22 protein-coding genes and 1 pseudogene are annotated in these 23,941 nt (G+C 61.7%); 13 read left to right on the top strand and 10 right to left on the bottom strand.

All coding sequences use genetic code 11. The features are described from left to right. Nucleotide 1 precedes the first annotated feature (1 nt). The gene (locus J3P89_RS09560; RefSeq protein WP_434573269.1) at nt 2-499 is read right to left on the bottom strand and encodes a DMT family transporter; all 498 of its coding nucleotides are present in this window, start codon (nt 497-499) and stop codon (nt 2-4) included. A gap of 109 nt (nt 500-608) precedes the next feature. Between J3P89_RS09560 and J3P89_RS09555 the strand changes: the two genes are divergently transcribed. Continuing rightward, nucleotides 609-1,544, top strand: coding sequence for a LysR family transcriptional regulator (locus J3P89_RS09555; protein WP_434630027.1), 936 nt, complete (start codon nt 609-611; stop codon nt 1,542-1,544). A gap of 14 nt (nt 1,545-1,558) precedes the next feature. Here the strand turns inward: J3P89_RS09555 and J3P89_RS09550 are convergent, their stop codons facing one another. Then, a complete protein-coding gene (locus J3P89_RS09550) occupies nt 1,559-2,161 on the bottom strand; it encodes an NADPH-dependent F420 reductase (protein ID WP_434697375.1) in 603 nt (200 codons plus the stop codon). Between the two features lie 133 nt (nt 2,162-2,294). On the opposite strand from J3P89_RS09550, the gene J3P89_RS09545 reads away from it, so the two are divergent. Next, complete coding sequence (locus J3P89_RS09545) at nt 2,295-3,239, top strand: LysR family transcriptional regulator (protein WP_434697374.1); 945 nt, start codon at nt 2,295-2,297, stop codon at nt 3,237-3,239. Nucleotides 3,240-3,295: 56 nt separating this feature from the next. Further along, nucleotides 3,296-3,886 carry a hypothetical protein gene (locus J3P89_RS09540; RefSeq protein ID WP_434697373.1) on the top strand — a complete coding sequence of 197 codons (591 nt, stop codon included), beginning with the start codon at nt 3,296-3,298 and terminating at the stop codon, nt 3,884-3,886. 146 nt (nt 3,887-4,032) lie between these two features. Here the strand turns inward: J3P89_RS09540 and J3P89_RS09535 are convergent, their stop codons facing one another. From J3P89_RS09535 to J3P89_RS09520, 4 genes are all read right to left on the bottom strand, one after another. After that, nucleotides 4,033-4,749 (bottom strand): alpha/beta hydrolase, encoded by a 717-nt coding sequence (locus tag J3P89_RS09535; protein ID WP_434697372.1) that lies wholly within the window; start codon nt 4,747-4,749, stop codon nt 4,033-4,035. A gap of 64 nt (nt 4,750-4,813) precedes the next feature. Then, nucleotides 4,814-5,926, bottom strand: coding sequence for a succinylglutamate desuccinylase/aspartoacylase family protein (locus tag J3P89_RS09530; protein WP_434697371.1), 1,113 nt, complete (start codon nt 5,924-5,926; stop codon nt 4,814-4,816). Between the two features lie 103 nt (nt 5,927-6,029). Then, nucleotides 6,030-6,809 (bottom strand): ABC transporter substrate-binding protein, encoded by a 780-nt coding sequence (locus J3P89_RS09525; RefSeq protein WP_434601234.1) that lies wholly within the window; start codon nt 6,807-6,809, stop codon nt 6,030-6,032. A 222-nt stretch (nt 6,810-7,031) separates the two neighbouring features. Then, the gene (locus J3P89_RS09520) at nt 7,032-7,466 is read right to left on the bottom strand and encodes a rhodanese-like domain-containing protein (RefSeq protein ID WP_434697370.1); all 435 of its coding nucleotides are present in this window, start codon (nt 7,464-7,466) and stop codon (nt 7,032-7,034) included. A gap of 101 nt (nt 7,467-7,567) precedes the next feature. Between J3P89_RS09520 and ftrA the strand changes: the two genes are divergently transcribed. Beyond that, nucleotides 7,568-8,527 (top strand): transcriptional regulator FtrA, encoded by a 960-nt coding sequence (gene ftrA / locus J3P89_RS09515; protein WP_434697369.1) that lies wholly within the window; start codon nt 7,568-7,570, stop codon nt 8,525-8,527. 144 nt (nt 8,528-8,671) lie between these two features. On the opposite strand, the gene cobF is transcribed toward ftrA, so the two are convergent. Then, nucleotides 8,672-9,427: a precorrin-6A synthase (deacetylating) gene (gene cobF / locus J3P89_RS09510; protein ID WP_434697368.1), complete on the bottom strand. Its 756-nt coding sequence runs from the start codon at nt 9,425-9,427 to the stop codon at nt 8,672-8,674. Beyond that, complete coding sequence (locus tag J3P89_RS09505) at nt 9,424-10,002, bottom strand: histidine phosphatase family protein (RefSeq protein WP_434697367.1); 579 nt, start codon at nt 10,000-10,002, stop codon at nt 9,424-9,426. The genes cobF and J3P89_RS09505 overlap by 4 nt, the downstream gene beginning before the upstream one ends. A gap of 436 nt (nt 10,003-10,438) precedes the next feature. Between J3P89_RS09505 and J3P89_RS09500 the strand changes: the two genes are divergently transcribed. The 4 genes from J3P89_RS09500 to J3P89_RS09485 all read left to right on the top strand — a co-directional run bounded on the left by J3P89_RS09500 (nt 10,439) and on the right by J3P89_RS09485 (nt 14,431). Continuing rightward, nucleotides 10,439-11,191 carry an N-formylglutamate amidohydrolase gene (locus J3P89_RS09500; protein ID WP_434697366.1) on the top strand — a complete coding sequence of 251 codons (753 nt, stop codon included), beginning with the start codon at nt 10,439-10,441 and terminating at the stop codon, nt 11,189-11,191. Between the two features lie 105 nt (nt 11,192-11,296). Then, the gene (locus tag J3P89_RS09495; RefSeq protein WP_434697365.1) at nt 11,297-12,313 is read left to right on the top strand and encodes an arginine N-succinyltransferase; all 1,017 of its coding nucleotides are present in this window, start codon (nt 11,297-11,299) and stop codon (nt 12,311-12,313) included. Between the two features lie 61 nt (nt 12,314-12,374). Then, nucleotides 12,375-13,409 (top strand): arginine N-succinyltransferase, encoded by a 1,035-nt coding sequence (gene astA / locus J3P89_RS09490; protein WP_434697364.1) that lies wholly within the window; start codon nt 12,375-12,377, stop codon nt 13,407-13,409. 152 nt (nt 13,410-13,561) lie between these two features. Continuing rightward, nucleotides 13,562-14,431: an isocitrate lyase/PEP mutase family protein gene (locus J3P89_RS09485; protein ID WP_434601241.1), complete on the top strand. Its 870-nt coding sequence runs from the start codon at nt 13,562-13,564 to the stop codon at nt 14,429-14,431. A gap of 172 nt (nt 14,432-14,603) precedes the next feature. Here the strand turns inward: J3P89_RS09485 and J3P89_RS09480 are convergent, their stop codons facing one another. Further along, nucleotides 14,604-15,833 (bottom strand): acyl-CoA dehydrogenase, encoded by a 1,230-nt coding sequence (locus J3P89_RS09480; protein ID WP_434697363.1) that lies wholly within the window; start codon nt 15,831-15,833, stop codon nt 14,604-14,606. Nucleotides 15,834-16,011: 178 nt separating this feature from the next. Here J3P89_RS09480 and J3P89_RS09475 point away from each other — a divergent pair, with 178 nt between their 5' ends. The 3 genes from J3P89_RS09475 (at nt 16,012) to J3P89_RS09465 (ending at nt 18,584) form a co-directional block, all read left to right on the top strand. Then, nucleotides 16,012-16,941: a LysR family transcriptional regulator gene (locus J3P89_RS09475; protein ID WP_434573242.1), complete on the top strand. Its 930-nt coding sequence runs from the start codon at nt 16,012-16,014 to the stop codon at nt 16,939-16,941. A gap of 182 nt (nt 16,942-17,123) precedes the next feature. Then, the gene (locus J3P89_RS09470) at nt 17,124-17,525 is read left to right on the top strand and encodes a MerR family transcriptional regulator (protein WP_305500139.1); all 402 of its coding nucleotides are present in this window, start codon (nt 17,124-17,126) and stop codon (nt 17,523-17,525) included. A 159-nt stretch (nt 17,526-17,684) separates the two neighbouring features. Continuing rightward, nucleotides 17,685-18,584: a hydroxymethylglutaryl-CoA lyase gene (locus J3P89_RS09465; protein ID WP_434697362.1), complete on the top strand. Its 900-nt coding sequence runs from the start codon at nt 17,685-17,687 to the stop codon at nt 18,582-18,584. A gap of 667 nt (nt 18,585-19,251) precedes the next feature. On the opposite strand, the pseudogene J3P89_RS09460 reads toward J3P89_RS09465, so the two are convergent. Next, nucleotides 19,252-20,949: pseudogene (locus J3P89_RS09460) on the bottom strand (AMP-binding protein). A 201-nt stretch (nt 20,950-21,150) separates the two neighbouring features. Between J3P89_RS09460 and J3P89_RS09455 the strand changes: the two are divergent. Together J3P89_RS09455 and J3P89_RS09450 are read left to right on the top strand one after the other, a co-directional pair. After that, nucleotides 21,151-22,314, top strand: coding sequence for an isovaleryl-CoA dehydrogenase (locus tag J3P89_RS09455; RefSeq protein ID WP_305500136.1), 1,164 nt, complete (start codon nt 21,151-21,153; stop codon nt 22,312-22,314). An 11-nt stretch (nt 22,315-22,325) separates the two neighbouring features. Further along, nucleotides 22,326-23,933 carry a carboxyl transferase domain-containing protein gene (locus J3P89_RS09450; protein ID WP_434697361.1) on the top strand — a complete coding sequence of 536 codons (1,608 nt, stop codon included), beginning with the start codon at nt 22,326-22,328 and terminating at the stop codon, nt 23,931-23,933. Nucleotides 23,934-23,941 lie beyond the last annotated feature (8 nt).

Raw genomic sequence — 23,941 nt, 5'->3', positions numbered from 1 at the left:
ATCAACCTCGGGCAATCAGGACAAGGGCCACGACAATCAACGCCAACGCCAGCCAGCGCTCGCGGTTGACACGCTTGCGGCTCGCGCCGAACCAGCCGAAATGGTCGATCAGCACGCTTTTGCCGACCTGTCCGGAGAGAATCGCGATCATGGTCATGGCAATGCCGATGTGCGGGGTGGCGAGCGTCAGTACCACCACGTAGATCGGCCCCAGGAAGCCACCGATCAATTGCCAGCGCGGCAACTCATTCAGGGCCGGGCCTCGTTGCGGACCGCTGAGCAACAACAGCAGGAACAATAGCGCCGCGCCAACGCCAAAGATGCTTAACGTTGCCCACAGATGCCCGACCTGGAGACCGAGCGGCCCGAGCAGACCGGCCTCCACCGATAGCCCCATGCCCGCCACGATCACCAGCGGTAGCAGGAGCCAGCGCAGGAAAGTCCGGGGTGGCGCGGCATCCGCTACCGCTGCGGCGGAGGGGGTGGATGTTGATTGCATGAGATAAACCTGCCTGAAAAGAAACGACGGGCATTATCGGCTGGCGCTGTTGTGCGATAAATGGGAGCATTCCGACAACTCTTTTGCGCAACACGCACAGCGGATTCCCATGCACGGTCTTGATGAACTGGGTTTCAAGGCACTCCGATTGTTCGTCGCGGTGCTCGATCTCGGCAGCTTCTCGGAAGTCGCGCGGCGCGAGGGGCTGGCGCCTTCCTCGATTTCCCGGCAGATCCAACTGATGGAGCAGGCGCTGAACCAGCAGTTGCTGTATCGCCATACCCGCGCCGTTTCGCCCACCGAAGCCGGCCGCCTGCTCGGGCACCATGCACGCTTGCTGCTGGTGCAATTGGAGGAAGCCGAACAAGCCTTGCAGGAACAGCGCAGCGAACCGGCCGGACTCGTGCGGATCAACGCCCCGGTAGTCTTCGGACAGCGCCACCTGACGCCCTGGCTGGGACAACTGTGCGAGCGCTACCCGAAGCTGCAGCTGGATATCCAGCAGACCGACAGTTACGTCGACCCGCTGCAGGAAGGTGCCGATCTGCTCTTTCGCATCGGCTCGTTGCATGACTCCAGTATGCAAGCGCGGATCATCGCGCCGCACCGTTTCCAGATCGCGGCGAGCCCCGCCTACCTGGCCCGCCACGGCGTTCCACAAGAACCCGAAGACCTGGCGGCCCATCAGTGCCTGGCCTACAAAGGCGTAGCCGGGCAACAGCGCTGGTTTTTCCGCAAGCCGGGTCAAGCCTGGATACGCTACAGCGTGAGCGGGCCGATCACCGGCAACCACGCCGACACCCTGACCCAGGCCGCCGAACAAGGCCTGGGCCTGGTGATGTTTCCGTCATGGCTGATCGGCGAAGCCGTGCGCAACGGCACGCTGGTACCGGTCCTGGGCGACTACGAAGCGTCCAACAGCCTCGAACCCCAGCAAATCGCCATCCTCTGGCCCGGCAGCCGACGCCTGTCAGTGAAAGTGCGCACGGTGATCGATTTTTTCCTCGAGTGTTTCGGCGAAGTGCCCTACTGGGATCGTCCTTGATCGCCCGGGGTGGCTCAGTCGAACTTGACCAGATTCAACACGGGCAACGGGCCGCCGGGGAATTGCGTCAGGTGCGCTCCGGCGCTCAGCGGGCCGAGGTCCACGGCGAAGAATCCCAGCCGCTCGATCAACCCGGCCACTTCCACACGCGCCTGTTGATCATCGCCGGTCAGGAACAGCACACGCTTGCCACCCTCGGCAGCCGGATCAGCCTCGAGCAATTTCGCCAGCATGTGGTTGAATGCCTTGACCACCCGCGCGCCGGGCACCCACTCGCTGAACACCTCGGTGGAGGCCCGTCCTTGCAGATCGATCGCCTGGAATTCCGGCACCTTGATGGCATTGTTGGCGTCGATCACGATCCGCCCGGCGAAATCCGGCAAACCTGCCAGGGCTTTCGGCAACTTCTGCCAGTTGACGGCCACCAGCACCATGGGTTGCGCGGCAGCTTCCTGCACGGTGCCGGCACGTACGGTCGGGCCCAGTTCGGCGACCAGCTCGGTCAGGCTTTCCGGCCCGCGACTGTTGGAAATGACCACATTGATGTCTTGGCGAGCCAGGGCCCGGGCGAATGCGCTGCCGATGGCGCCAGCGCCGATAATGCCGATGGTGTTCATGTGATGTCCTCAATGGTTGGAAAAACCGTGCGGTGATGTCCGCCGTTGAGGTGCATATTGCGCTTGCCATTGCGCCCTGATTAGTCGGTAATGACTTGAATTATCTTCAAGCATTACTATCAGGTCCCATCAAATGGAAACCCTCGCCAACCTCGAATGTTTCGTGCGCAGTGCCGAGACCGGCAGTTTTTCCGCTGCCGCCAGGCTGCTGGCGCTGACGCCCGCCGCCGTCAGCCGCAACGTGGCGATGCTGGAGCGAAACCTGGGTGTGCGCCTGTTCCAGCGTTCGACCCGCAAGCTTTCCCTGACCGAAACCGGCGAACATTTCCTCGCCAGCATCGGCGGCAACCTTCAAGCCCTGCAGGTTGCGATTGGCGCGGTGAGCGCCGAACGTGGCGAGCCGGCGGGCCTGTTGCGGGTCAGCCTCTCCCCCAGCTTCGGCATGGCTCACGTCTTGCCGTTAATGCCTGCTTTCCTCGGTCGATATCCCCTGATCCGGCCGGAATGGCATTTCGAAAATCGTCGGGTCGACTTGATTGCCGAGGGTTTCGACGCGGCGATTGGAGGCGGTTTCGAATTGACCCCCGGCGTGGTGTCCCGGACCTTGGCGCCAGCCCACCTGATTGCCGTCGCCAGCCCGCAGTACCTGGCCGTTCATGCCCAGCCCCAGCATCCGGAGCAATTGGCCAATCACGCTAACATCGTCCTGCGCTCCAGCCTGACCGGCCGTGTGCGCCAACCGATGATGCGCAACAGCGCCGGGCTCGAGTGCGCGGTGTCGTTGCCGGAGTCGATCACCTTCAACGATCCGGTCGCGATGCGTGAATCTGCCTTGCTCGGCCTGGGCGTTGCGCTGTTGACGGTGCCGGATGTCTTGCCCTGGCTGGAGCGCGGCGAGCTGGTGCGGCTGCTGCCGCAATGGTATGTCGACCTTGGCGCGATCTCGCTCTATTACCCGAGTCGTACGCTGATGCCCGCCAAGACCCGGGTCTTTGTCGACTTCATTACCGAGCACTTCGAACGTCAGGCGCTGGCGCGGCGCTTCAGTGCCGTCGGTGTTAACGTATCGAACCCATGACCGACAAGGACGACTCGTGTTCCAGTTTCAAGCCAACCAGCCCATGGAGCGTTTTAATGTCATTGCTGAGTAAACCAGCCGCCGCCCTGCTACTGGCAGCGATCGCCAGCCTGGTCGCATCCCCGGCCCTTGCCGCCCAGCCCAAGAAACCCGTGGCGCAAGCACCGGCCCAGAAGGTTTCGCTGCTGGGCGGCAAGTTCAGCTTCACCCTCCCCCCGGGCTTCACGGCGACGCCCTTGTCCGCAGGGGACGTGGCGCAGGGAACCGCCGGGGCGAGCGGTACGATGTACAGCAATGCCTCCCGCAAAACGGTGGTGATCACGGCGGAGAACACCCTGGTTGACGGGGCGAATGTAAACGATAACGACGCAGCCTTCCTGGATACGGCCTTCGCCGATTTCGCCGTCCAGAAGACCAAGGCCCTGCCGGATGCCAAAATCCTCGGGGAAAAAAGCCTGACCCTGAAAGCCACCGGCCTCGGCCTGCGCCAGCTCGACACCCGGGCCACCCAAGGTGGCGGGCCCACGCTGGACACTACCCTGATAGGGGCTTCCGGCACGCGCATGGCCGTGGTGCAGATCATCTCCAGGGCGAGCGACCAGGCCGGTCATGAGGCATTGGTCAAGCAGATCGCCAGCGGGAAGTGATGGGCCTGTGCGGTGTGCCTGGTGGACCTCATTGCTGCATTCGCGAGCAGGCTCGCTCCCACAGAGAAATTTGGCATGCTCGAAAACAGAGACTCACCGCCGTCGAACTGTAGGAGCAAACCCGCTTCCACAGGGATCCGGCTGGATCAAGGGTTGAGCCGCTCCAGCCAGGCCCGCAGGTCCTTCACCTCCTGCGCGCTGATATTGTGACCAAGCCCCGGATACGCGTGGAACTCCGGTTCCAGGGCCAGGGTCTTGAGGAACGTGTCAGCGTCGGTGCCGTCGTGGTAGGGAATGATCGGGTCCACCGTGCCGTGGCCTATGAACACCGCCAGATCCCGGCGCGATTCATCGGGCGTCAGTTCGGCGCGCAACACCGAAAGAACTCGCCCGCCCATCGCGGCAATGCCGCCGACGGTTTCGGGGTGTCTCAAGGCTACCTCGTAGCTCATCATCGCGCCTTGACTGAAACCCACCAGATAGACGTTGCTCGCATCGGTCGGGTATTTGGCCCGAGCCTTCTCGATGAATTCCAGGAGCATCTGGCCGCTGGCCTTCAGGTCTGACGTGTCACCTTCATAGGCGCCCTCGCCTTTCCTGGCAAACCATTGGTAGCGCCCCGGCTCCATCGACTTGGGTGCCCGCACCGAAAGGTAGTTGTAGTGCTTGGGCAGTTCGTCGGCGAGCGTCAGCAGGTCTTCTTCATTGCTGCCCGAACCGTGCAGGAAAATCACCAGCGGCCGGTTCCTGGCCTGCTCATCGGCGCGGGCCAGGTAGTTGAGTGGCAAGTCGGTATGCAGCGACGGTTGGGCCTGCGCTCCGGCAGACACCAGCAGCAGAAACAGGGCGAACGCTTTGAACATCGGTCTTCCTCCAGCATTGGATAACCGCACGGTGACGACCGTGCGGTGAGGTAGACAGCACTTATCAGTCGTTGATCAATTTCCCCGCCCGAATCGGCTCACGCCCGGCGACTTTCGCCTGCCAGATGCCCGGCTGGGTATAGCGCCCGCGATCCAGGGCGAACAATACGCCGCTGGTGCCGGCGCGGACCGTGGTCACTCGGTCGTTCAACGGATCGACCACCTCGAACAAAGCATCGCCCCGCTCCACCCACTCGCCAGCTTCGCGCAGGAAGCTGACCACGCCATGGTGCGGGGCAAACAGGTATTCAGTGCCTTCGAACGGAAAACCCTCGCAGCATTGCGCCGGCGCGGCCGGCCAATCACCGCCGATGAGTCCCTGTTCGGCGAGAAATCCGAGGAGGGCCTCGCAATTGGCCCGGGCCTGCTCCACCCGGGTGTCGCCCATGCTGCCCAGTTCCAGCGTCGTCGCCAGGTTGGCCGCCGGAATGGCCGCTTGCGGAAAGATCCTCGCCAGGCGCAACCAGGGCGTGGAACAGGACTCATCGAACGAGCTGCCGCCCGAATCTTCGCACAACAACGCCACACCGGCCCTCAGCCGCGCGGCCAGCGAGCGCCACTGCGGCCATTGTTGCGGCAACGCGTACAAGTGGATCGCGGCCTCGAAATCGCAGTGCAGGTCGAGCGTGATGTCGGCGTCGCAGGCATGGCGAAGCAACAGCCGATGCATGGCTTCGAGTTGCGAAGGTGGCGCGGGTAGTTCGTCGAGCACCTCGGCCATGGTTTGCCGGATCAAGGTGACGTTGGCAGCCGGATCGTCGCCCAGACGAGCCCCGATGCGCTGCGCCACCGGGGCACTGAGTTCGACGAAGGAACGGTTGAAATTTTTCCCGCTGCCCAGCTCGAAACGCCCCATGTGAGCACTCTGCAGATGCTGGTCCAGGCCGATGGGATTGGCCACCGGCACCAGTTCGATCACGCCTTTGAGCAGGCCGCGGGACTCCAGGTCGCTGAGCCGCTGTTTCAGTTCCCACGCCGTGCGCATGCCCGGCAGTTCATCGGCGTGCAGGCTGGCCTGGATGTAGGCCTTGCGCGGGCCATGGCCGAAACGAAACACGCTGAGCCGGCGCTCCGTGCCCAGGTGGCTCCACGGCAGGGTATGGTCGATGCGTTGCATTGGCACTCCAGATATCGGTTCTCGACAGGCTCAGGGTAAAACAATCGCCCATGAAAAAGGTGGCCGGCCGGGTCAGCGGCGGGCCACCTGTTTCCTTCAGCGATTAATGCCCATAGACGTCAAAAGCGAAGTATTTGTCCTGCACTTTCTTGTAGGTGCCATTGGCGCGGATTTCGCTGATGGCGGCGTTGAATTGGTCCGCCAGGGCCTTGTCACCCTTGCGCACCGCGATGCCGGCGCCGCCGCCGAAATACTTGGCGTCTTCATAGGTCGGCCCGACGAAGGCAAAGCCTTTGCCGGCGGCGGTTTTCAGGAAACCTTCGTCGAGGTTGACCGAGTCGGCCAGCATGGCGTCGAGGCGACCGGCGACCATGTCCAGGTTGGCTTCCTGCTGGGAGCTGTAGCGCACCAGGTTGATCCCCGCCGGGACCAGCACTTCGGTCGCGAAGCGGTCATGGGTACTGGCGCGCAACACGCCGACTTTCTTGCCCTTGAGTTCGGTCAGCGGGTCCTTGACGTCCGTACCTTCCTTCATCACGAAACGCGCCGGGGTGTGGTAGTACTTGATGGTGAAGTCGACGTTTTTCTTGCGGTCATCAGTGATGGTCATCGACGACAGGACCGCGTCGATCTTCCTCACCTTTAGTGCGGGAATCAGCCCGTCGAACTCTTGCTCGACCCAGGTGCATTTGACCTTCATCTGCGCGCACAGGGCGTCGCCGATATCCACATCGAAGCCGGTCAGCTTGCCATCAGGGGTTTTCATCGAAAAAGGTGGATAACCGGCCTCGATCCCGAGGCGGATCGGCTTGGCGTCTTCGGCCACGGCCGACAGGGAGAGTACGGACAGTGCCAGGGCACCGAACATGACAAGCTTCTTCATTTTTGCTCCTGAGTGCGCAGGTTTTTTTGATCGTTATGGGCAGATTTGGAAACAGCGTTCGGTCAGCGAGAACCGAAGTGAGCGGGAGTCTAGAGGGGCACTCGGGAGCGGAATTGCGTATAGGCGACAAATAGTTATAGAGATAGAGAGCATTTGCAAAACCGAAAGCAGTCAGCCCTTGTGGCGAGGGAGCTTGTTCTCACCCCAAGGAGGACGCACCGTTCAACAATCGCAGCTGACCGCCTGCTCCGTCACGCGCTCCACGGAACCGGTCAGGCGGAAACCTTCGTCGAGCCAGCCCATGACACCACCGATCATTTCCTTGACCGGGTACCCCAGGGTCGCCAGGCGCACCGCAGCCTTGTTGGCGCCGTTGCAATGCGGCCCCGCGCAATAGACCACGAACAGGGTGGCCTTAGGATAGGCCGCAAGCGCCTCGGCAGTCAGCGTGCGGGTCGGCAGGTTGATCGCCCCGGGCACGTGCCCGCGTGCATAGGCCTGCGGCCCGCGCACATCAACGAGGACAAAATCGATCTCACCGGCGTCTTGGCTGGCACGTACGTCGGAACAATCGGTTTCGAACATCAGGCGCCGGCTGAAATGCTGCAGGGCAATGTCGGACGGCGCAGCAGGCACTTCGCGAACAAGGCTGGTCATTGTGTTACTCCAGGGACGGATAAGGGCTTGGAGAGACTTTATCCACCCGCCGCCAACCGCTACAGTGGCGTACAAGACACTCTGTGGGAATTTTCCGCCAAATGCAGCCTACCCCTGGCCTCGTCGCGATTCTCGCCTACGACGGGCTGTGCACGTTCGAATTCGGCGTCGCCGTCGAGATATTCGGGCTGGCACGGCCCGAGTTTGATTTTCCCTGGTATGAACACCGCATCGTCGCTGTCGACGACGGCCCGATGCGCGCCATGGGCGGCTTCCGGGTATTGGCTGATGGCGGCATGGAGCTGCTCGACAGCGCGCGAACCATTATCGTGCCGGGCTGGCGCAGTCGCAGCGAACCGCCCTCCGATGCCCTGCTCCAGGCCTTGCGACGAGCCCATGCCCGTGGCGCTCGCCTGTTGTCGATCTGCTCGGGGGCTTTTGTCCTGGCGGCCACCGGGCTGCTCGACGGCTTGGGCGCCACCACGCATTGGCGCTACACCGACGAACTCGCCGACAGCTACCCGACCATCGAAGTCGATCCCGACGTCCTTTACGTCGACTCCGGCCAGATCATCACCTCGGCTGGCAGCGCGGCCGGCATCGATGCCTGCCTGCATCTGGTGGCGCGGGATTTCGGCGCCCAGGTCGCCAATGCCGTGGCGCGCCGGCTGGTCATGCCGACCCAGCGCACCGGTGGCCAGGCGCAGTTCATCCCCTCGCCGGTCAGCCGCACGCCGCGCAGCGATTTGTCCGGCGTCATGCAATGGGCCCGGGAACGTCTCCACGAGCCGCTGGGAGTGCGCGACCTGGCCAGTCACGCCGCCATGAGCGAACGGACCTTCCTGCGTCGCTTCACCCAGGCTTGCGGCCTGTCGCCCAAGGCCTGGCTGCAACACGAGCGCCTGGCACGGGCGCGGGAATTGCTGGAAAGCACGCAAGACAACACCGACAACATTGCCCAGCTGTGTGGCTATCGTTCGGTGGAAAGTTTCCGGGTAGCGTTTCGCAACGTGGTGGGGCTGGCGCCGTCGGTGTACCGGGAGCGGTTTGGGCGTGGGTGACGACGTCTTCGAGGTCCTCCGTGGCGAGGGAGCTTGCTCCCGCTGGGTTGCGCAGCAACCCCGATGCACAAGATGGCTGATGTCTTGCGCCTGCTTCGCAGTCGAGCGGGAGCAAGCTCCCTCGCCACGGGTTGATCCGCACCATCAGGGTTTGCGCAACAAATACGTATCCATGATCCACCCATTCGCCTGTCGCGCCGCCTTGCGGGTGCGTTCGATGTCGTCGGCCACGTCCCCCAGCCGTCCGGCAATGAGCAATTCATCCGCCATTCCCACGTAGGCGCCCCAATAGATCTGCGTATCAGGATCGCTGACCTGGCGATACGCATCCTCGGCATCAAGCATCACCACCGTGCTCGCGGCATCGCCAACCTGCCCCGCCGCCAGCCTGCGCCCCGTGGTGATCTCCAGCGAGCCGCCGATACTGTTCAACGGCACCTTGTGTCGCGCCGCGAGGGCCTGGACGCTGGTGATCCCCGGAACGACATCGAACTCGAAGACGCAGCGCCCCGAATCAAGGATCGCCTGCAGGATGCGCAGGGTGCTGTCGAACAGCGATGGGTCGCCCCACACCAGGAAACCGCCACGCTGCCCGTCAGACAATTGCTCATTGATCAATCTTTCGAACATTGCCTGCTTCGCCCGGTTAAGTGCCTCGACACTGGCCGTGTAGTCCAGATCCTCGCGCTGGCGCTCGGGACTGCCGGCTTCGACAAAACGGTAGGTGCGATCAGTGATGTAGCGGCGACAGATGTCGCGACGCAGGTCCAACAGCGCGTCCTTGCCGGGCCCTTTGTCCATCAGGAAAAACACATCGACCTGATTCAGGGCCTTCACCGCTTGCATCGTCAGGTGATCGGGATCACCGGCACCGATGCCTATCACCGACAATCTCTTCATGCTTGCGGCTCCCGGCCAGGCCCCTGGGTGCGAAATCGCCACACCCCGTTGAAACGCAACTCAGTGACGGAAAGCGATTCGATGTCGATCCGGTGGAACATGCCCAGCGGGCAACCCAGTACGTTCACCAGGGCAGCGCGAATCACGAACGGATGGGTAACGGCCAGCCAGTGGCCCGGAGTGTGTTGCAGCGTCGTCAGCCAGTCGCCGACCCGGCGACATACCCCGCTGACGGACTCGCCGCCGTGGGGCGCGGCGTCCGGATCGTCACGCCAGGCTTGAAGGCATTCCGGCTCCGTCTTGAGCAATTCATCGACAGACATCCCGCGCCAACGCCCGAAATCACAATCGGCCAACGCCTGGACCACCTGCGGATCGTCGCCCAACAGCGCCGCGGTCTGGCGGGTGCGCAGCTCTGGCCCGCAAAGCGGGCGGCGGACGTTCCGGTATTCATGGCCGATCTCGGCACGCGTCGCCAGCCAGCCGGCGTCCAGCGGTTCGTCCAAGCCGAAACGTGCATCTTTCTGGGCGGCGGTGCGGGCATGGCAGATCAGGGTCAGGCGAGTGGCTTGCACGTTGGATACTCAGGCTGTCGGACGGCTCAACACAGCAACCCTCCCGTATTTTCTTGTACAACACCTTATATGAAATCAAATAACCCGGACAAAAAGGCGGTATGTCTGACACAGACGGGAGCGATAGCTGACATACATTGGCGTTCCAACCAAACCCTTGCCCTACAAGGCCTCTGCATGACTTGAGGCTTTTTAAACGGGAAGTAAAAACCTCTGGACACGCGGCACCTGCTGCCCAAATACTATTTTCGGCGCTAGAAAAGAAACCAGCACTCATCCCGGCAAGGAGCACGGATGCCTCTCTTCAGAGACCCGATCACTGATCCATGCCTGGCTATGATGCTTTCGGTACACAAGATCATATGTGCCCTGTATGGCCGGGCGCCGCCCGACGCCTTGCCCCAGGCGCTGTCACCAGCCGAACTTTGTGAGCACTATGCGTGAATCCATTGAATGTGCCGAATCGGGCCTCTATACCAAGCCTGCTTTCCGGTTGCTGCGTGAAGACTCCGAGCATCCATTATTGCTGGTTTGCGAGCATGCCAGCCGCTACATTCCTGATGCACTGAACGACCTGGGCCTGGATGAAACCGCCGCCCAGGAACATATTGCCTGGGACATCGGTGCGCTGGCCCTGGCCGAGCGGCTGTCCGAAACCCTCGGCGCCACCTTGCTGTCGGCCAACTATTCAAGGCTGTTGATCGACCTGAACCGTCCGCTTCACGTCGCCGACAGCATTCCGGCGCAAAGCGAGATCTACCAGATTCCTGGCAACCAGTCCTTGGATGAAGCTACGCGCGCGTATCGCCAACGGTGCCTCTTCCATCCATTCCATGATCAATTGCGCGCCTTGATCGACCAACGCCTGGCCGACAAGCGGACCGTGCGAGTGGTCGGCATCCACAGTTTCACCCCGGTGTTCTACGGCCAGCCGCGGGCCCTTGAGGCCGGGGTATTGTTTGGCGAAGCCCGGGAATATGCCCAGCGCATCGTCGGCGGGTTGGCGCGCCATTCGCTGCGGGCCGCCGGCAATCAGCCCTATAAGGTCAGCCCGTTGAGTGACATGACGGTTCCAGTCCACGGCGACGGCCGCGGCCTGGATTCGGTGCTGATCGAAGTACGCAACGACCTGTTGCGCAGTCCCGAATCGGTGCGGACCTGGAGTGCCTATCTCGCGCCGCTGCTGTAACGCGACCGTGTCAAATCTTTGCTACAAGCTTCAACGCGTGGACATCGACAGTGATCGTCAGGCCCGGCACCTCTCGGCGGGCTCTTTGAAACAGGAGTGTTATCCATGCTGGCTTTACGTCCAGTTCAGTTAACCGATTTGCCGCAGTTGCAGCAGCTGGCCCGCGACAGCCTGGTGGGCGTCACCTCGCTTCCCGACGACACTGATCGCCTGCGGGACAGAATCCTCAGCTCCTGCGCCTCGTTCGAAACCGACGTGCAACGCCCCGGTGCGCAGAATTACTTTTTTGTCCTGCAGGACCTGATGTCGAGCCGCCTGCTGGGCTGCTCGGAAATCGTTGCGGCCACCGGTTGCGACGAGCCGTTCTACAGCCTGCGCAACCGCCCGTTTTCCAGCGAGTCCCGGGAGTTGAACATCCAGCATGGCGTACCGGCACTGTCGCTGTGCCAGGACCTGAATGGCCAGACGCTGCTGCGCGGCTTTCATATCGACGCCGCACACGTGCACACGCCGCAATCGCAATTGTTGTCCCGCGCCCGGCTGATGTTTGTCGGCGCCCATCCCCAACGCTTTGCCGACTCGGTGATCACAGAGATCGTCGGGTACAGCAGCGAGGAAGGCCATTCGCCCTTCTGGGATGCCATCGGCCAGCACTTTTTCGACCTGTCCTACACCGAAGCCGAACGATTGTGCGGCCTGCAGAGTCGGACCTTTCTCGCCGACCTGATGCCGCAATACCCGATCTATGTCCCTATGTTGCCGCCTCAGGCCCAGGCTTGTATCGGCCGGATCCACCCCGACGGCCAGGAAGCCTTCGACATTCTCGAACACGAGGGTTTCGAAACCAATAGCTACGTGGACATCTTTGACGGCGGGCCGACGATGCATGCCCGGGTCGCGAACATCCGCTCGATCATTCACAGTCGCTCGGCCGTCGTGCGTCCGAGCCAGCAGGTTGACGCCACGGGGCGCTACCTGGTGAGTAATGATGGCCTGGGTAATTACCGGGCCATCATCGCCGACCTGGACCTTGACGCCGAAGGCTTCGTGCGCCTGTCCCCTGACATGCTGGCAGCGCTTGACGTTGCCGACGGTGACCGGGTCCGGGTGGTCAGCCTATGAACTGCATACGACCGCGCATCGTGCAGCAGCGTCGCGCCCGGCCTGTTGAAGGAGGCGCTTCGTGGTAGTCCGCCCGGTTGCCCTGACCGACTTGCCCGCATTGATGGACCTCGCCCGTTGCGCCGGCCCTGGGTTCACCAGCCTGCCGGCCAACGAGGAGCGCCTGGCGCACCGGGTACGCTGGGCCCAGCGCACCTTTGCCGGACAGGTCGAACGGGCGGACGCCGACTATCTGTTCGTGCTCGAAGACGATGACCGTCAGGTACTGGGTATCAGCGCTCTCACTGGCGCAATCGGACTGCGCGAGCCCTGGTACAACTATCGGCTCGGGGTCACGGTCAGCTCGGCGCCCGAGCTGGGCATCCAGCGGCATATTCCGACGCTGTTCCTCAGTAACGAGATGACCGGGCAGTCGGAAATCTGCTCATTGTTTCTTCATCCCCAGCACCGTCGCGGCCATAACGGGCGGCTGCTGTCCCTGGCGCGCCTGCTGTTCGTGGCGGAGTTTTCCGGGCTGTTTGGCGATAAGCTGATCGCGGAATTACGCGGCCACGCCGATGAACAAGGTTGCTCGCCGTTCTGGGACAGCCTGGGACGACACTTTTTCCAGAAGGACTTCAGCCACGCCGACCAGTTGTCCAGCATGGGCAACAAATCCTTCATCGCCGAGCTGATGCCCCGCCAACCGCTGTACACCTGCCTGCTCACCGAACAGGCCCAGGCCGTGATCGGCAAGGCTCACCCCAACACCGAGCCGGCCTTGAAGATCCTTGGCGATGAGGGTTTTGCCCATAAAGGGTACGTGGATATCTTCGACGCCGGCCCGGTGATCGAAGCGCCGGTATCGAACATCCGCAGCGTCCGCGACAGCCAGTCGCTGACGCTGACCATAGGCACCCCGGACGAACGGGCGCCGGTCTGGCTGATTCATAACAGGCGCCTGGAAAACTGCCGCGTCACCAGCGCCCGGGGGCACCTGCACGGCCAGGGCCTGGTGGTCGATCGCCTGACCGCCAAGCGCCTGCAAGTACAACCGGGTGACACGGTGCGCGCCGTGCTGCTGTTCAAACAGGATCGCCAGGCGGTGGCGGCATAGCGGCGCGGCGCCTGCCATATCTCACGGGATCGACTTCGGCCAGCCTGTCCCTGTAAATTCGTCATCATCCTTGGCCGTCCCGCGTGATAGCTTTCCATCCTTAGGCGTTGACACTTTTGCTCAAGCCCTTCCATTCCATTGGTGGAACTCATATGTCCAGGCTTTCCCATCAAGATTTGCGTCGAAATTTCCGCCAATTGCTGGCTTCCACAAATTGCTACCACACAGCGTCAGTGTTCGATCCGATGTCGGCGCGCATTGCCGCCGACCTGGGTTTCGAGGTAGGCATCCTTGGAGGCTCGGTGGCGTCACTGCAGGTATTGGGCGCGCCGGATTTTGCCCTGATCACCCTCAGCGAATTTGCCGAGCAGGCCACCCGCATCGGACGCGTCGCGCAACTACCGGTGATCGCCGACGCCGACCACGGCTACGGCAACGCACTGAACGTGATGCGTACCATCATCGAGCTCGAACGCGCCGGCGTGGCGGCGCTGACGATTGAAGACACCTTGCTGCCGGCACAATTTGGCCGCAAATCCACCGACCTGATCAGCGTGGCCGAAGGCGTCGGCAAGATTCGCGCGGCTCTGGAGGCGCGGGTCGACTCGGAAATGGCCATCGTCGCCCGCACGAACGCGGGGATTCTGCCGGTCCAGGAGATCATCAGTCGCACCCGGCAATACGAGCGCGCCGGCGCGGACGGCATTTGCATGGTAGGCGTGCAGGATTTCGAGCATCTGGAGCAGATCAGCGAGAACCTGAACGTACCGCTGATGCTCGTGACTTATGGCAACCCGCTGCTGCGCGACGATAAACGCCTGGCTGAACTGGGCGTGAGAATCACGATTGACGGCCACGGCGCGTATTTCGCCGCGATCAAGGCTACCTACGACAGTCTGCGGGAACAGCGTCAGATCTTCACCCAGGCGTCAGACCTCAGCGCCACGGAACTGACCCACACCTACACCCAGCCCGAGGAATATATCCGTTGGGCAGAGGAGTATATGAGCGTCAAGGAATAAAAGGACTCCCACAGGGCTCGGCAGCGGACAATATCTGCTAGACCTCAGCAATTGCCTGTGGGAGCGGGCTTGCTCGCGAAGGCGGTGTGTCAGGCACCCTCATCTCTGTAGATATATTGCATTCGCGAGCAAGCCCGCTCCCACAGAGAGGCACCTGAGGGTGCCAGAATGCTTAGCGCCCGCTACGCAACATCTCCTTGGGCACATACTTGCCGATCTCGAACTTGCCGATAGCCGCCCGATGGACCTCATCCGGACCATCGGCCAGGCGCAGCGTGCGCTGCATGGCATACATGTAGGCCAGCGGGAAATCGTTGGAGACCCCGGCCCCGCCGTGGATCTGGATCGCCCGATCAATGACTTTCAAGGCCACGTTCGGCGCGACGACCTTGATCTGGGCGATTTCGCTCTTGGCCACTTTATTGCCGACCGTGTCCATCATGTACGCCGCCTTCAAGGTCAGCAGGCGCGCCATGTCGATTTCCATTCGCGAGTCGGCGATCTTGTCGATGTTGCCACCCAGGCGCGCCAGCGCCTGGCCAAACGCGGTTCGACTGATGGCGCGCTGGCACATCAATTCCAAGGCACGCTCGGCCATGCCGATGGAGCGCATGCAGTGGTGAATCCGGCCCGGCCCGAGGCGACCCTGGGCAATTTCAAAGCCGCGTCCTTCGCCCAGCAAGACGTTTTCGTACGGCACCCGCACGTTATCGAACAGCACTTCGGCGTGGCCGTGAGGTGCATCGTCATAGCCGAACACCGGTAGCGGCCGGACGATTTTTACCCCGGGGGTGTCCACCGGCACCAGGATCATCGAGTGCTGGGCGTGACGAGGTGCGTCGGGATTGCTCAGGCCCATGAAGATCAGGATCTTGCAGCGTGGGTCGCAGGCGCCCGAGGTCCACCATTTCTTGCCGTTGATGACCCATTGATCGCCGTCACGCTCCGCACGGGCAGCCATGTTGGTGGCGTCCGACGAAGCAACGTCCGGTTCGGTCATGGCAAAGGCCGAACGAATGTCGCCCCGCAGTAGCGGTTCGAGCCAGCGCTGCTTTTGTTCCTCGTTGGCGTAACGCACCAGCACTTCCATGTTGCCGGTATCCGGCGCCGAACAGTTGAACGGCTCCGGGCCCAGCAGCGAACGCCCCATGATCTCCGCCAGCGGTGCATATTCCAGGTTGGTCAGGCCGGCCCCCAACTCGGACTCGGGCAGGAACAGATTCCACAACCCTTCGGCTTTGGCCTTGGCCTTGAGCTCCTCCATGATCGCAGTCGGCTGCCAACGGTCGCCTTCAGCCACTTGCCGTTCGAACACGGCCTCGGCCGGGTAGACATAGGCATCCATGAACGCCGTGACGCGCTCACGCAGTTCCTGAACCTTGGGGGAGTAGGCAAAATCCATGGGCAGCACCTTCTTGGCAGAGGTTGTTTTTAGGTCATGAAATCGATGCTAGTTCAGCTACGAAAATTTACCTAACCTATTCTCAGCGTGTATTAACATTCATCACCGATATATGGTTCACTGATTCGCATCGCCTTCCGGCACCTCACAACAAGCCCAAGAACAAGAGTGCAGCGCCATGAATCTGAGCAAGGTCGACCTCAACCTTTTCATTGTCTTTGATGCGATCTACACCGAAGCCAACCTGACCCGGGCCGGACAGATCGTCGGCATCACTCAACCGGCGGTGTCCAATGCCCTGGCGCGTTTGCGCGAGACGTTCAACGACCCGCTGTTCGTGCGTACTGCCCAAGGCATGGTACCCACGCCGATGGCGCAGAATATTATCGGGCCGGTGCGCAACGCCCTGTCGCTGCTCCGGGTGTCGGTGCAGGAAAGCCGGATCTTCAACCCGCTGCAAGCCGTCAAGACCTATCGCATCAGCATGACCGACCTCACCGAGGGCGTGATCCTGCCGCCGCTGTTCCAGCGCCTGCGCCGCCTGGCGCCGACGGTGGCCATCGAGAGTTTCCTGTCCAAGCGTCGGGAAACCACCAAGGAGCTGGCCGCCGGGCGCTTGGATTTCGCGGTTGACGCTCCACTCAATACCGATCCGCAGGTGCGCCACGTCAAGCTGATGGAAGATCGCTACGTGTGTGCCATGCGCAAGGGCCACCCGTTGGCGGGCAAGGAAAAACTCAGCCTGGATGATTACCTGGCCCAGACCCATGTACATATCTCCAGCCGCCGCAACGGCCTCGGTTATGTCGACCTGGCATTGGGCAAGATGGGCATCCAGCGCAAGATCGCCCTGCGCTCGCAGCATTATCTGATGGCTTCCCAGGTGCTCCAGCAGACCGACATGGTCATGACCGTTCCCGAACGTTTCGCCCGTCGCCACGACCTGCATGCGTTCCTGTTGCCCGTCAACGATGTGCCGCCGGTGGAAACCCATCTCTACTGGCACGAAAGCACCGACCAGGACCCGGCCAACCGCTGGATGCGCGAGCAGATGATCGAGCTGTGCCAGCAGGTGACGGCGCATGAGAAGAAGCTTGATAAGGTTTAGCCCGTCCAATGTGGGAGCGAGCCTGCTCGCGATAGCGTCGGATCAGTCACTATTCATATTGGCTGGACTACCGCTTTCGCGAGCAGGCTCGCTCCCACAGGTTTCGCCGACAGCTCATTGCTTGACGTGAACGTCAACCTGCCATTAGCTTAGCGCCAACCCCTTTCGTTTCGAGCGCTTCCATGAGCAGCCAGACCTACAGCATCTCCGACCTCGCCCGCGAACTGGATATCACCACCCGCGCCATCCGCTTCTATGAAGAACAGGGTCTGTTGCGCCCGGAGCGCCGTGGTCAGGAACGTATCTACTCGCCGCGGGACAAGGTCAGCCTGAAACTGATCCTGCGGGGCAAGCGCATCGGTTTCTCTCTCGCCGAGTGCCGTGAGTTGATCGAACTCTACGACCCCAGCAGCGGCAATCAGAAACAACTGCATAGCATGCTGGCGAAAATCGCCGAACGGCGCGAACAGCTCGAACAGCAGTTGCTGGATATCGAACAGATGAAGCTGGAGCTCGACACCGCCGAAGAACGTTGCATCCAGGCGCTGGAGCAGACGATCAAAGGCGAGGAAGTCGTCCAGTAACACGACACGTCCCCTGTGGGAGCGAGCCTGCTCGCGATGGCGGTGTGTCAGTCAATATCAATGTTGTCGGTTATACCGCGATCGCGAGCAAGCTCGCTCCCACAGGGGGTGCTCATCATCGTTCTCGATGTTCTGGCAACTCACTACAGGTCAATCCCCATGTCCCTCCCCTCCTTTGTACGTTTGATCGAAGTCGGCCCCCGCGACGGCCTGCAGAATGAATCCCAACCCATCAGCGTGGCGGACAAGGTGCGTCTGGTTGACGCCTTGAGCGATGCGGGCCTGGGTTACATCGAAGTCGGCAGTTTTGTCTCGCCCAAGTGGGTGCCGCAGATGGCCGGTTCGGCCGAGGTATTTTCGCAGATCCAGCGCAAGCCTGGCGTGACCTATGGCGCCCTGGCACCGAACCTGCGGGGTTTCGAGGACGCACTGGCGGCGGGGGTCAAGGAGGTCGCTGTATTCGCCGCGGCGTCCGAAGCGTTTTCCCAGCGCAACATCAATTGTTCGATCAAGGAAAGCCTGGAACGCTTCGCACCGATCATGGAGGCGGCGAAGCACAGCGGCGTCAGCGTGCGCGGCTACGTGTCCTGCGTGCTGGGCTGCCCCTATGAGGGCGAGGTCAAGCCCGAGCAGGTCGCGTGGGTCGCCTGGGAGCTGTACGCCATGGGCTGTTACGAGGTGTCCCTCGGTGACACCATCGGCACCGGCACCGCCGGTGCAACGCGCAGGATGTTCGAGGTAGTCGGCGCGGACGTGCCCCGGGACAAACTGGCGGGACATTTCCACGACACCTATGGCCAGGCCATGGCCAACGTCTACGCCAGCTTGCTGGAAGGTATCGCCGTGTTCGACAGCTCAATCGCCGGCCTGGGCGGCTGCCCTTATGCCAAGGGCGCCAGCGGTAACGTCGCCACGGAAGACGTGCTGTACCTGCTCAACGGCCTCGGCATCGAGACCGGCATTAATCTGGATGCGCTCATCGCCGCGGGCCGGCAGATCTGCGACGTGCTGGGTCGCTCGACCGGTTCGCGGGTGGCCAAGGCGCGCCTGGCGCGGTGAGGTGTTACCGCCCCGCTTGTAACGGGGGCGAAACGAGTAACACGGAAACAATTTGTCTGGAATCGTCGTACCGGGTTTTCATCCAAAAAACCTAATCTATTGATTTAAAAGGTTTTTAAAAAGTTGGCACGGCACCTGCTATATCTCCAGTACAACAAGAATAAAAAAAAGCGACAAACCCAATAAAAACAAGACGAAACGACTCTGACATAACAAAAACAACACGGCAGAGACGCAGCTAACAGATTTTTTTGGAGAAGATGTGCTTTTCAGGGTGCTTCCAGGAGCAACCCGCAACCGGGCAGAGAACAATAAAACTACCTCCAGGTAGCTCCCGAATCGGTTGGATCGCAAGGCGAAAAAGCAGATCAGCGCTCAAAAAAATACGTTTGCTCTTGATCCCGGATGGGGATCGCCAAAAACAGCGGTAAAGGGTCACGGCTGCCAAAAACAACAACAGGCCGCCCCTCAATAATAAAAAAAGAGCACGCGACGACAAAATTAAAGGGGAGCTTCGGCTCCCCTTTGTGCTGTCTGGGGTTTGGGGTTTTCCTGTGGGAGCGGGCTTGCTCGCGAAAGCGGTGGGTCAGGTTGTCTTGATGTCGATTATGCTGCCGTCTTCGCGAGCAAGCCCGCTCCCACACAAGCCCGCTCCCACATGCCTGCCTCAGCCCTGGTGATTGCGCAGCTCTTCGATGCTGATTTCGCGCATGCGAAATTTCTGGATCTTGCCGGTAACCGTCATCGGGAACTGCTCGACAAACTTGAAATGACGCGGTGTCTTGAAGTGAGCGATGCGTTCCTTGCACCACGCTTGCAGCTGCTCCTCGGTGACGCTGTGGCCGGGATGAAACTTGATCCAGGCCACGATCTCTTCACCGTAGCGTGGGCATGGAATGCCGATCACCTGCACATCCGCCACGGCGGGATGGGTGAAGAAAAATTCTTCCAGCTCGCGGGGATAAACATTCTCGCCGCCACGGATGATCATGTCCTTGTTCCGTCCGACGATGCAGACGTAGCCCTGCTCATCCATGCTCGCCAGGTCGCCGGTGTGCATCCAGCCCTGCGCATCGATCGCCTCGGCCGTGCCCTTGGGGTTGTTCCAGTAGCCGAGCATCACGCTGTAACCGCGCGTGCACAATTCGCCGATGGTGCCGCGAGGGACAACCTCGCCGTTCCCGTCGATGATCTTGCTCTCCAGCTGCGGCTGGGTACGCCCAACGGTCGTGACACGCAACTCCAGTTCATCCGTGGGACCGGTCTGCAACGACACCGGGCTGGTTTCCGTCATGCCGTAGGCAATCTGCACTTGGGCCATGTGCATCTCGCTGATGACCCGCCGCATCACCTCGATCGGACAGGTGGCTCCGGCCATGATCCCGGTGCGCAGGCTGGACAGGTCGAAATCCCCGCGCTGCGGCTGGTCCAGCATGGCGATGAACATGGTGGGGACGCCGTACATCGCGGAGGCTCTTTCTTCGGCCACGGTCCGTAGCGTCAGCAACGGATCGAAGGCATCGTTGGGGTAGATCATGGTACTGCCGTGGGTCATGCACCCCAGGTTACCCATGACCATGCCGAAGCAGTGATACAACGGCACCGGGATCACCAGACGATCGCCGGCGGTCAGGCCGAGGCTTTCACCGACCATGTAACCATTATTAAGAATGTTCTGGTGACTGAGGGTCGCGCCCTTGGGAAATCCGGTGGTGCCGGAGGTGTACTGGATATTCACCGGCTGCTCGAAATGCAGGCTGTCCTGGCGCTCGGCCAATTGCCCAGGCGAGATGGCTGCACCGAGGTCGGCCAGCTGCGATCAGGGCAGGAAGCCTGAAGGCGGCTGGGAATCGAGGCTGATCACGCCGCGCAGATCCGGCAAGCGTTCGCTTCGCAGCTGGCCGATCGATTGCTCTGCCAGTTCCGGCGCCAATGCCTGCAACATGGCGTGGTAATCCGAAGTCTTGAAAGCCCCCGCACACACCAGCCAGCGGCATCCGGACTGCTTGAGCACGTACTCCAGTTCCGAGGCCCGATAGGCCGGGTTGATGTTGACGAGGATCACGCCGACCTTCGCGCTGGCAAATTGGGTAATGCACCACTGCGCGCAATTGGGTGCCCATATGCCCAGCCGATCGCCGGTTTCCAAACCCAGCGCGAGCATGGCCCGGGCGTGCAGATCGACCGCCGCGGCCAATTCGCGCCAGCTGTAGCGCAATGATTGGTGGCGAACCACCAGCGCTTCGCCGTCAGGACAGTCGGTCACCGTCTGGTCAAACGCCTCGCCGATGGTTTGGGCCAGCAAGGCCTTGGCCTGGGAACCGCGGGTATAGCTGAGTTGCGTATGCGAACCGGGTTGATCCATGACGCCCCCTGTTGTCTTTATTAGTGGGTGTATCGGTGGAATCTCACGACTTCGAAAGCTGTTCAAGCGGCCTTACTCTGGCCCAAGTTGACGTTAACGTAAAGAGCGATTGACAGCCATGGATCGCGCGCTTACGTTAACGTAAAGGTGAGAGCGCTCCCGCCGCTCCCCGCACCCGACAAAAAATCCAAAAGGTGTCCCATGAGCTACCCATCCCTGAATTTTGCCCTCGGCGAAACTATCGATATGTTGCGCGACCAGGTGCAATCCTTCGTCAAGGCAGAGTTGGCGCCTCGGGCGGCGCAGATCGACATCGACAATCTGTTCCCCGCCGATATGTGGCGCAAGTTCGGCGACATGGGCCTGCTGGGCATCACCGTCCCGGAAGAATATGGCGGCGCTGGCCTGGGTTACCTGGCCCATGTGGTAGCGATGGAAGAAATCAGCCGCGGCTCGGCCTCGGTCGCCCTCTCCTACGGCGCCCACTCCAACCTGTGCGTCAACCAGATCAATCGCAACGGCAACCATGAGCAGAAAACCAAATACCTGCCCAAGCTGATCAGCGGCGAACACATCGGCGCCCTGGCCATGAGCGAACCGAACGCCGGCTCCGATGTGGTCTCGATGAAACTGCGCGCCGACAAACGCGGCGACCGCTACGTTCTCAACGGCAGCAAGACCTGGATCACCAACGGGCCTGACGCCAACACCTATGTGATCTACGCCAAGACCGACCTGGAAAAAGGCGCCCACGGCATTACCGCGTTCATAGTCGAACGCGACTGGAAAGGCTTCAGCCGCAGCAACAAGTTCGACAAGCTCGGCATGCGCGGCTCCAATACCTGCGAGCTGTTTTTCGACGACGTCGAGGTGCCGGAAGAAAACATCCTCGGCGCACTCAACGGTGGCGTGAAAGTCCTCATGAGCGGCCTCGACTACGAGCGCGTGGTCTTGTCCGGCGGCCCGACCGGGATCATGCAGGCCTGCATGGACCTGATCGTGCCCTATATCCATGATCGCAAGCAGTTCGGCCAGAGCATCGGCGAATTCCAGCTGATCCAGGGCAAGGTTGCGGATATGTACACCCAGCTCAACGCCAGCCGCGCCTACCTGTATGCGGTGGCCCAGGCCTGCGAGCGCGGCGAAACCACGCGCAAGGACGCCGCCGGGGTGATCCTCTACAGCGCCGAACGCGCGACGCAAATGGCCCTTGATGCCATCCAGATCCTGGGCGGCAATGGCTATATCAATGAGTTCCCGGCCGGGCGCCTGCTGCGTGACGCCAAGCTGTATGAAATCGGCGCCGGCACCAGTGAGATCCGACGGATGCTGATCGGCCGCGAACTGTTCAACGAAACCCGCTAACGGAGCTGACCATGGCCACGCTGCACACTCAGCTCAACCCACGCTCACCGGAATTCAGCGCCAACCGCGACGCGATGCTCGGCCAGGTCGAGGCCCTGCGTACTTTGCTCGCCCACGTCCAGCAAGGCGGCGGAGCCAAGGCCCAGGAACGGCATACCTCACGGGGCAAATTGCTGCCCAGGGAACGCATCAATCGCTTGCTTGACCCGGGTTCGCCGTTCCTGGAGATCAGTCCGCTGGCGGCTTACGAAGTGTACGGCGAAGACGTTCCGGCCGCCGGCGTGATCGCCGGGATCGGTCGAGTAGAAGGCGTCGAATGCATGATTGTCGCCAACGACGCGACCGTCAAAGGTGGTTCGTATTACCCGCTGACGGTGAAAAAACACCTGCGCGCCCAGACCATCGCCCAACAGAACCGCCTGCCCTGCATCTACCTGGTGGATTCCGGCGGTGCCAACCTGCCGCGCCAGGACGAAGTCTTCCCCGATCGTGAGCACTTTGGCCGGATCTTCTTCAACCAGGCCAACATGAGTGCCCAGGGCATCCCGCAAATTGCCGTGGTCATGGGTTCCTGCACCGCTGGCGGCGCGTACGTGCCGGCGATGGCGGACGAGGCGATCATGGTCCGCCAGCAGGCAACGATTTTCCTCGCCGGCCCGCCGTTGGTAAAAGCGGCGACTGGAGAGGTGGTCAGTGCCGAGGACCTGGGCGGCGCCGACGTGCATTGCAAGGTTTCCGGTGTCGCCGACCATTACGCCGACAGCGATGAACACGCCCTGGCGCTGGCCCGTCGCAGCGTGGCCAACCTCAACTGGCGCAAGCTCGGTGATGTGCAGCAACGCGCGCCCATCGCCCCGCTGTATTCGAGTGAGGAGCTGTACGGCGTGGTTTCGGCCGACGCGAAGCAGCCATTCGACGTGCGGGAAGTGATTGCACGTCTGGTGGACGGCTCGGTGTTCGATGAATTCAAAGCCCTGTTCGGAACGACCCTGGTGTGCGGTTTCGCCCACTTGCACGGTTACCCGGTCGCCATCCTGGCCAACAACGGCATCCTGTTCGCCGAGGCCGCACAAAAAGGCGCGCACTTCATCGAACTGGCCTGCCAGCGCGGCATACCGCTGTTGTTCCTGCAGAACATCACCGGTTTCATGGTCGGTCAGAAATACGAAGCCGGCGGCATCGCCAAACACGGCGCAAAACTGGTAACCGCGGTGGCCTGCGCCCGGGTGCCGAAATTCACCGTGATCATCGGCGGCAGTTTCGGCGCCGGTAACTACGGCATGTGCGGCCGCGCCTATGACCCGCGCTTTTTGTGGATGTGGCCGAATGCACGGATCGGCGTGATGGGCGCCGAACAGGCGGCCGGCGTGCTGGTGCAGGTCAAACGCGAACAGGCCGAACGCAGCGGCCAGCCGTTCAGCGCAGTTCAGGAGGCCGAGATCAAGCAACCGATCCTCGACCAGTACGAAGAACAGGGGCATCCCTACTATTCCAGCGCGCGGCTGTGGGATGACGGCGTCATTGACCCGGCGCAGACGCGCGATGTGCTGGGCCTGGCCTTGTCCGCGTCGCTGAACGCGCCCATCGAACCGAGCCGCTTCGGCGTGTTCAGGATGTAACCGGGGAA

This window comes from Pseudomonas sp. Z1-14 (genome assembly GCF_051132005.1).
Taxonomy (GTDB): Bacteria; Pseudomonadota; Gammaproteobacteria; order Pseudomonadales; family Pseudomonadaceae; genus Aquipseudomonas.
The sequence above is the reverse complement of the archived record's forward strand: the minus strand, read 5'-3'. Positions and strand labels throughout refer to the sequence as shown.

Excerpts from the sequence above, each read along its gene's own strand:
- J3P89_RS09525 (WP_434601234.1), bottom strand. The coding sequence starts at position 6,809 with ATGAAGAAGCTTGTCATGTTCGGTGCCCTGGCACTGTCCGTACTCTCC.
- J3P89_RS09450 (WP_434697361.1), top strand. The coding sequence starts at position 22,326 with ATGGCCACGCTGCACACTCAGCTCAACCCACGCTCACCGGAATTCAGC.
- J3P89_RS09545 (WP_434697374.1), top strand. The coding sequence starts at position 2,295 with ATGGAAACCCTCGCCAACCTCGAATGTTTCGTGCGCAGTGCCGAGACC.
- J3P89_RS09465 (WP_434697362.1), top strand. The coding sequence starts at position 17,685 with ATGTCCCTCCCCTCCTTTGTACGTTTGATCGAAGTCGGCCCCCGCGAC.
- J3P89_RS09455 (WP_305500136.1), top strand. The coding sequence starts at position 21,151 with ATGAGCTACCCATCCCTGAATTTTGCCCTCGGCGAAACTATCGATATG.
- J3P89_RS09555 (WP_434630027.1), top strand. The coding sequence starts at position 609 with ATGCACGGTCTTGATGAACTGGGTTTCAAGGCACTCCGATTGTTCGTC.
- J3P89_RS09535 (WP_434697372.1), bottom strand. The coding sequence starts at position 4,749 with ATGTTCAAAGCGTTCGCCCTGTTTCTGCTGCTGGTGTCTGCCGGAGCG.
- J3P89_RS09530 (WP_434697371.1), bottom strand. The coding sequence starts at position 5,926 with ATGCAACGCATCGACCATACCCTGCCGTGGAGCCACCTGGGCACGGAG.
- J3P89_RS09540 (WP_434697373.1), top strand. The coding sequence starts at position 3,296 with ATGTCATTGCTGAGTAAACCAGCCGCCGCCCTGCTACTGGCAGCGATC.
- J3P89_RS09485 (WP_434601241.1), top strand. The coding sequence starts at position 13,562 with ATGTCCAGGCTTTCCCATCAAGATTTGCGTCGAAATTTCCGCCAATTG.
- J3P89_RS09470 (WP_305500139.1), top strand. The coding sequence starts at position 17,124 with ATGAGCAGCCAGACCTACAGCATCTCCGACCTCGCCCGCGAACTGGAT.
- J3P89_RS09520 (WP_434697370.1), bottom strand. The coding sequence starts at position 7,466 with ATGACCAGCCTTGTTCGCGAAGTGCCTGCTGCGCCGTCCGACATTGCC.
- J3P89_RS09495 (WP_434697365.1), top strand. The coding sequence starts at position 11,297 with ATGCTGGCTTTACGTCCAGTTCAGTTAACCGATTTGCCGCAGTTGCAG.
- J3P89_RS09560 (WP_434573269.1), bottom strand. The coding sequence starts at position 499 with ATGCAATCAACATCCACCCCCTCCGCCGCAGCGGTAGCGGATGCCGCG.
- ftrA (WP_434697369.1), top strand. The coding sequence starts at position 7,568 with ATGCAGCCTACCCCTGGCCTCGTCGCGATTCTCGCCTACGACGGGCTG.
- J3P89_RS09480 (WP_434697363.1), bottom strand. The coding sequence starts at position 15,833 with ATGGATTTTGCCTACTCCCCCAAGGTTCAGGAACTGCGTGAGCGCGTC.
- J3P89_RS09550 (WP_434697375.1), bottom strand. The coding sequence starts at position 2,161 with ATGAACACCATCGGCATTATCGGCGCTGGCGCCATCGGCAGCGCATTC.
- J3P89_RS09500 (WP_434697366.1), top strand. The coding sequence starts at position 10,439 with ATGCGTGAATCCATTGAATGTGCCGAATCGGGCCTCTATACCAAGCCT.
- J3P89_RS09475 (WP_434573242.1), top strand. The coding sequence starts at position 16,012 with ATGAATCTGAGCAAGGTCGACCTCAACCTTTTCATTGTCTTTGATGCG.
- cobF (WP_434697368.1), bottom strand. The coding sequence starts at position 9,427 with ATGAAGAGATTGTCGGTGATAGGCATCGGTGCCGGTGATCCCGATCAC.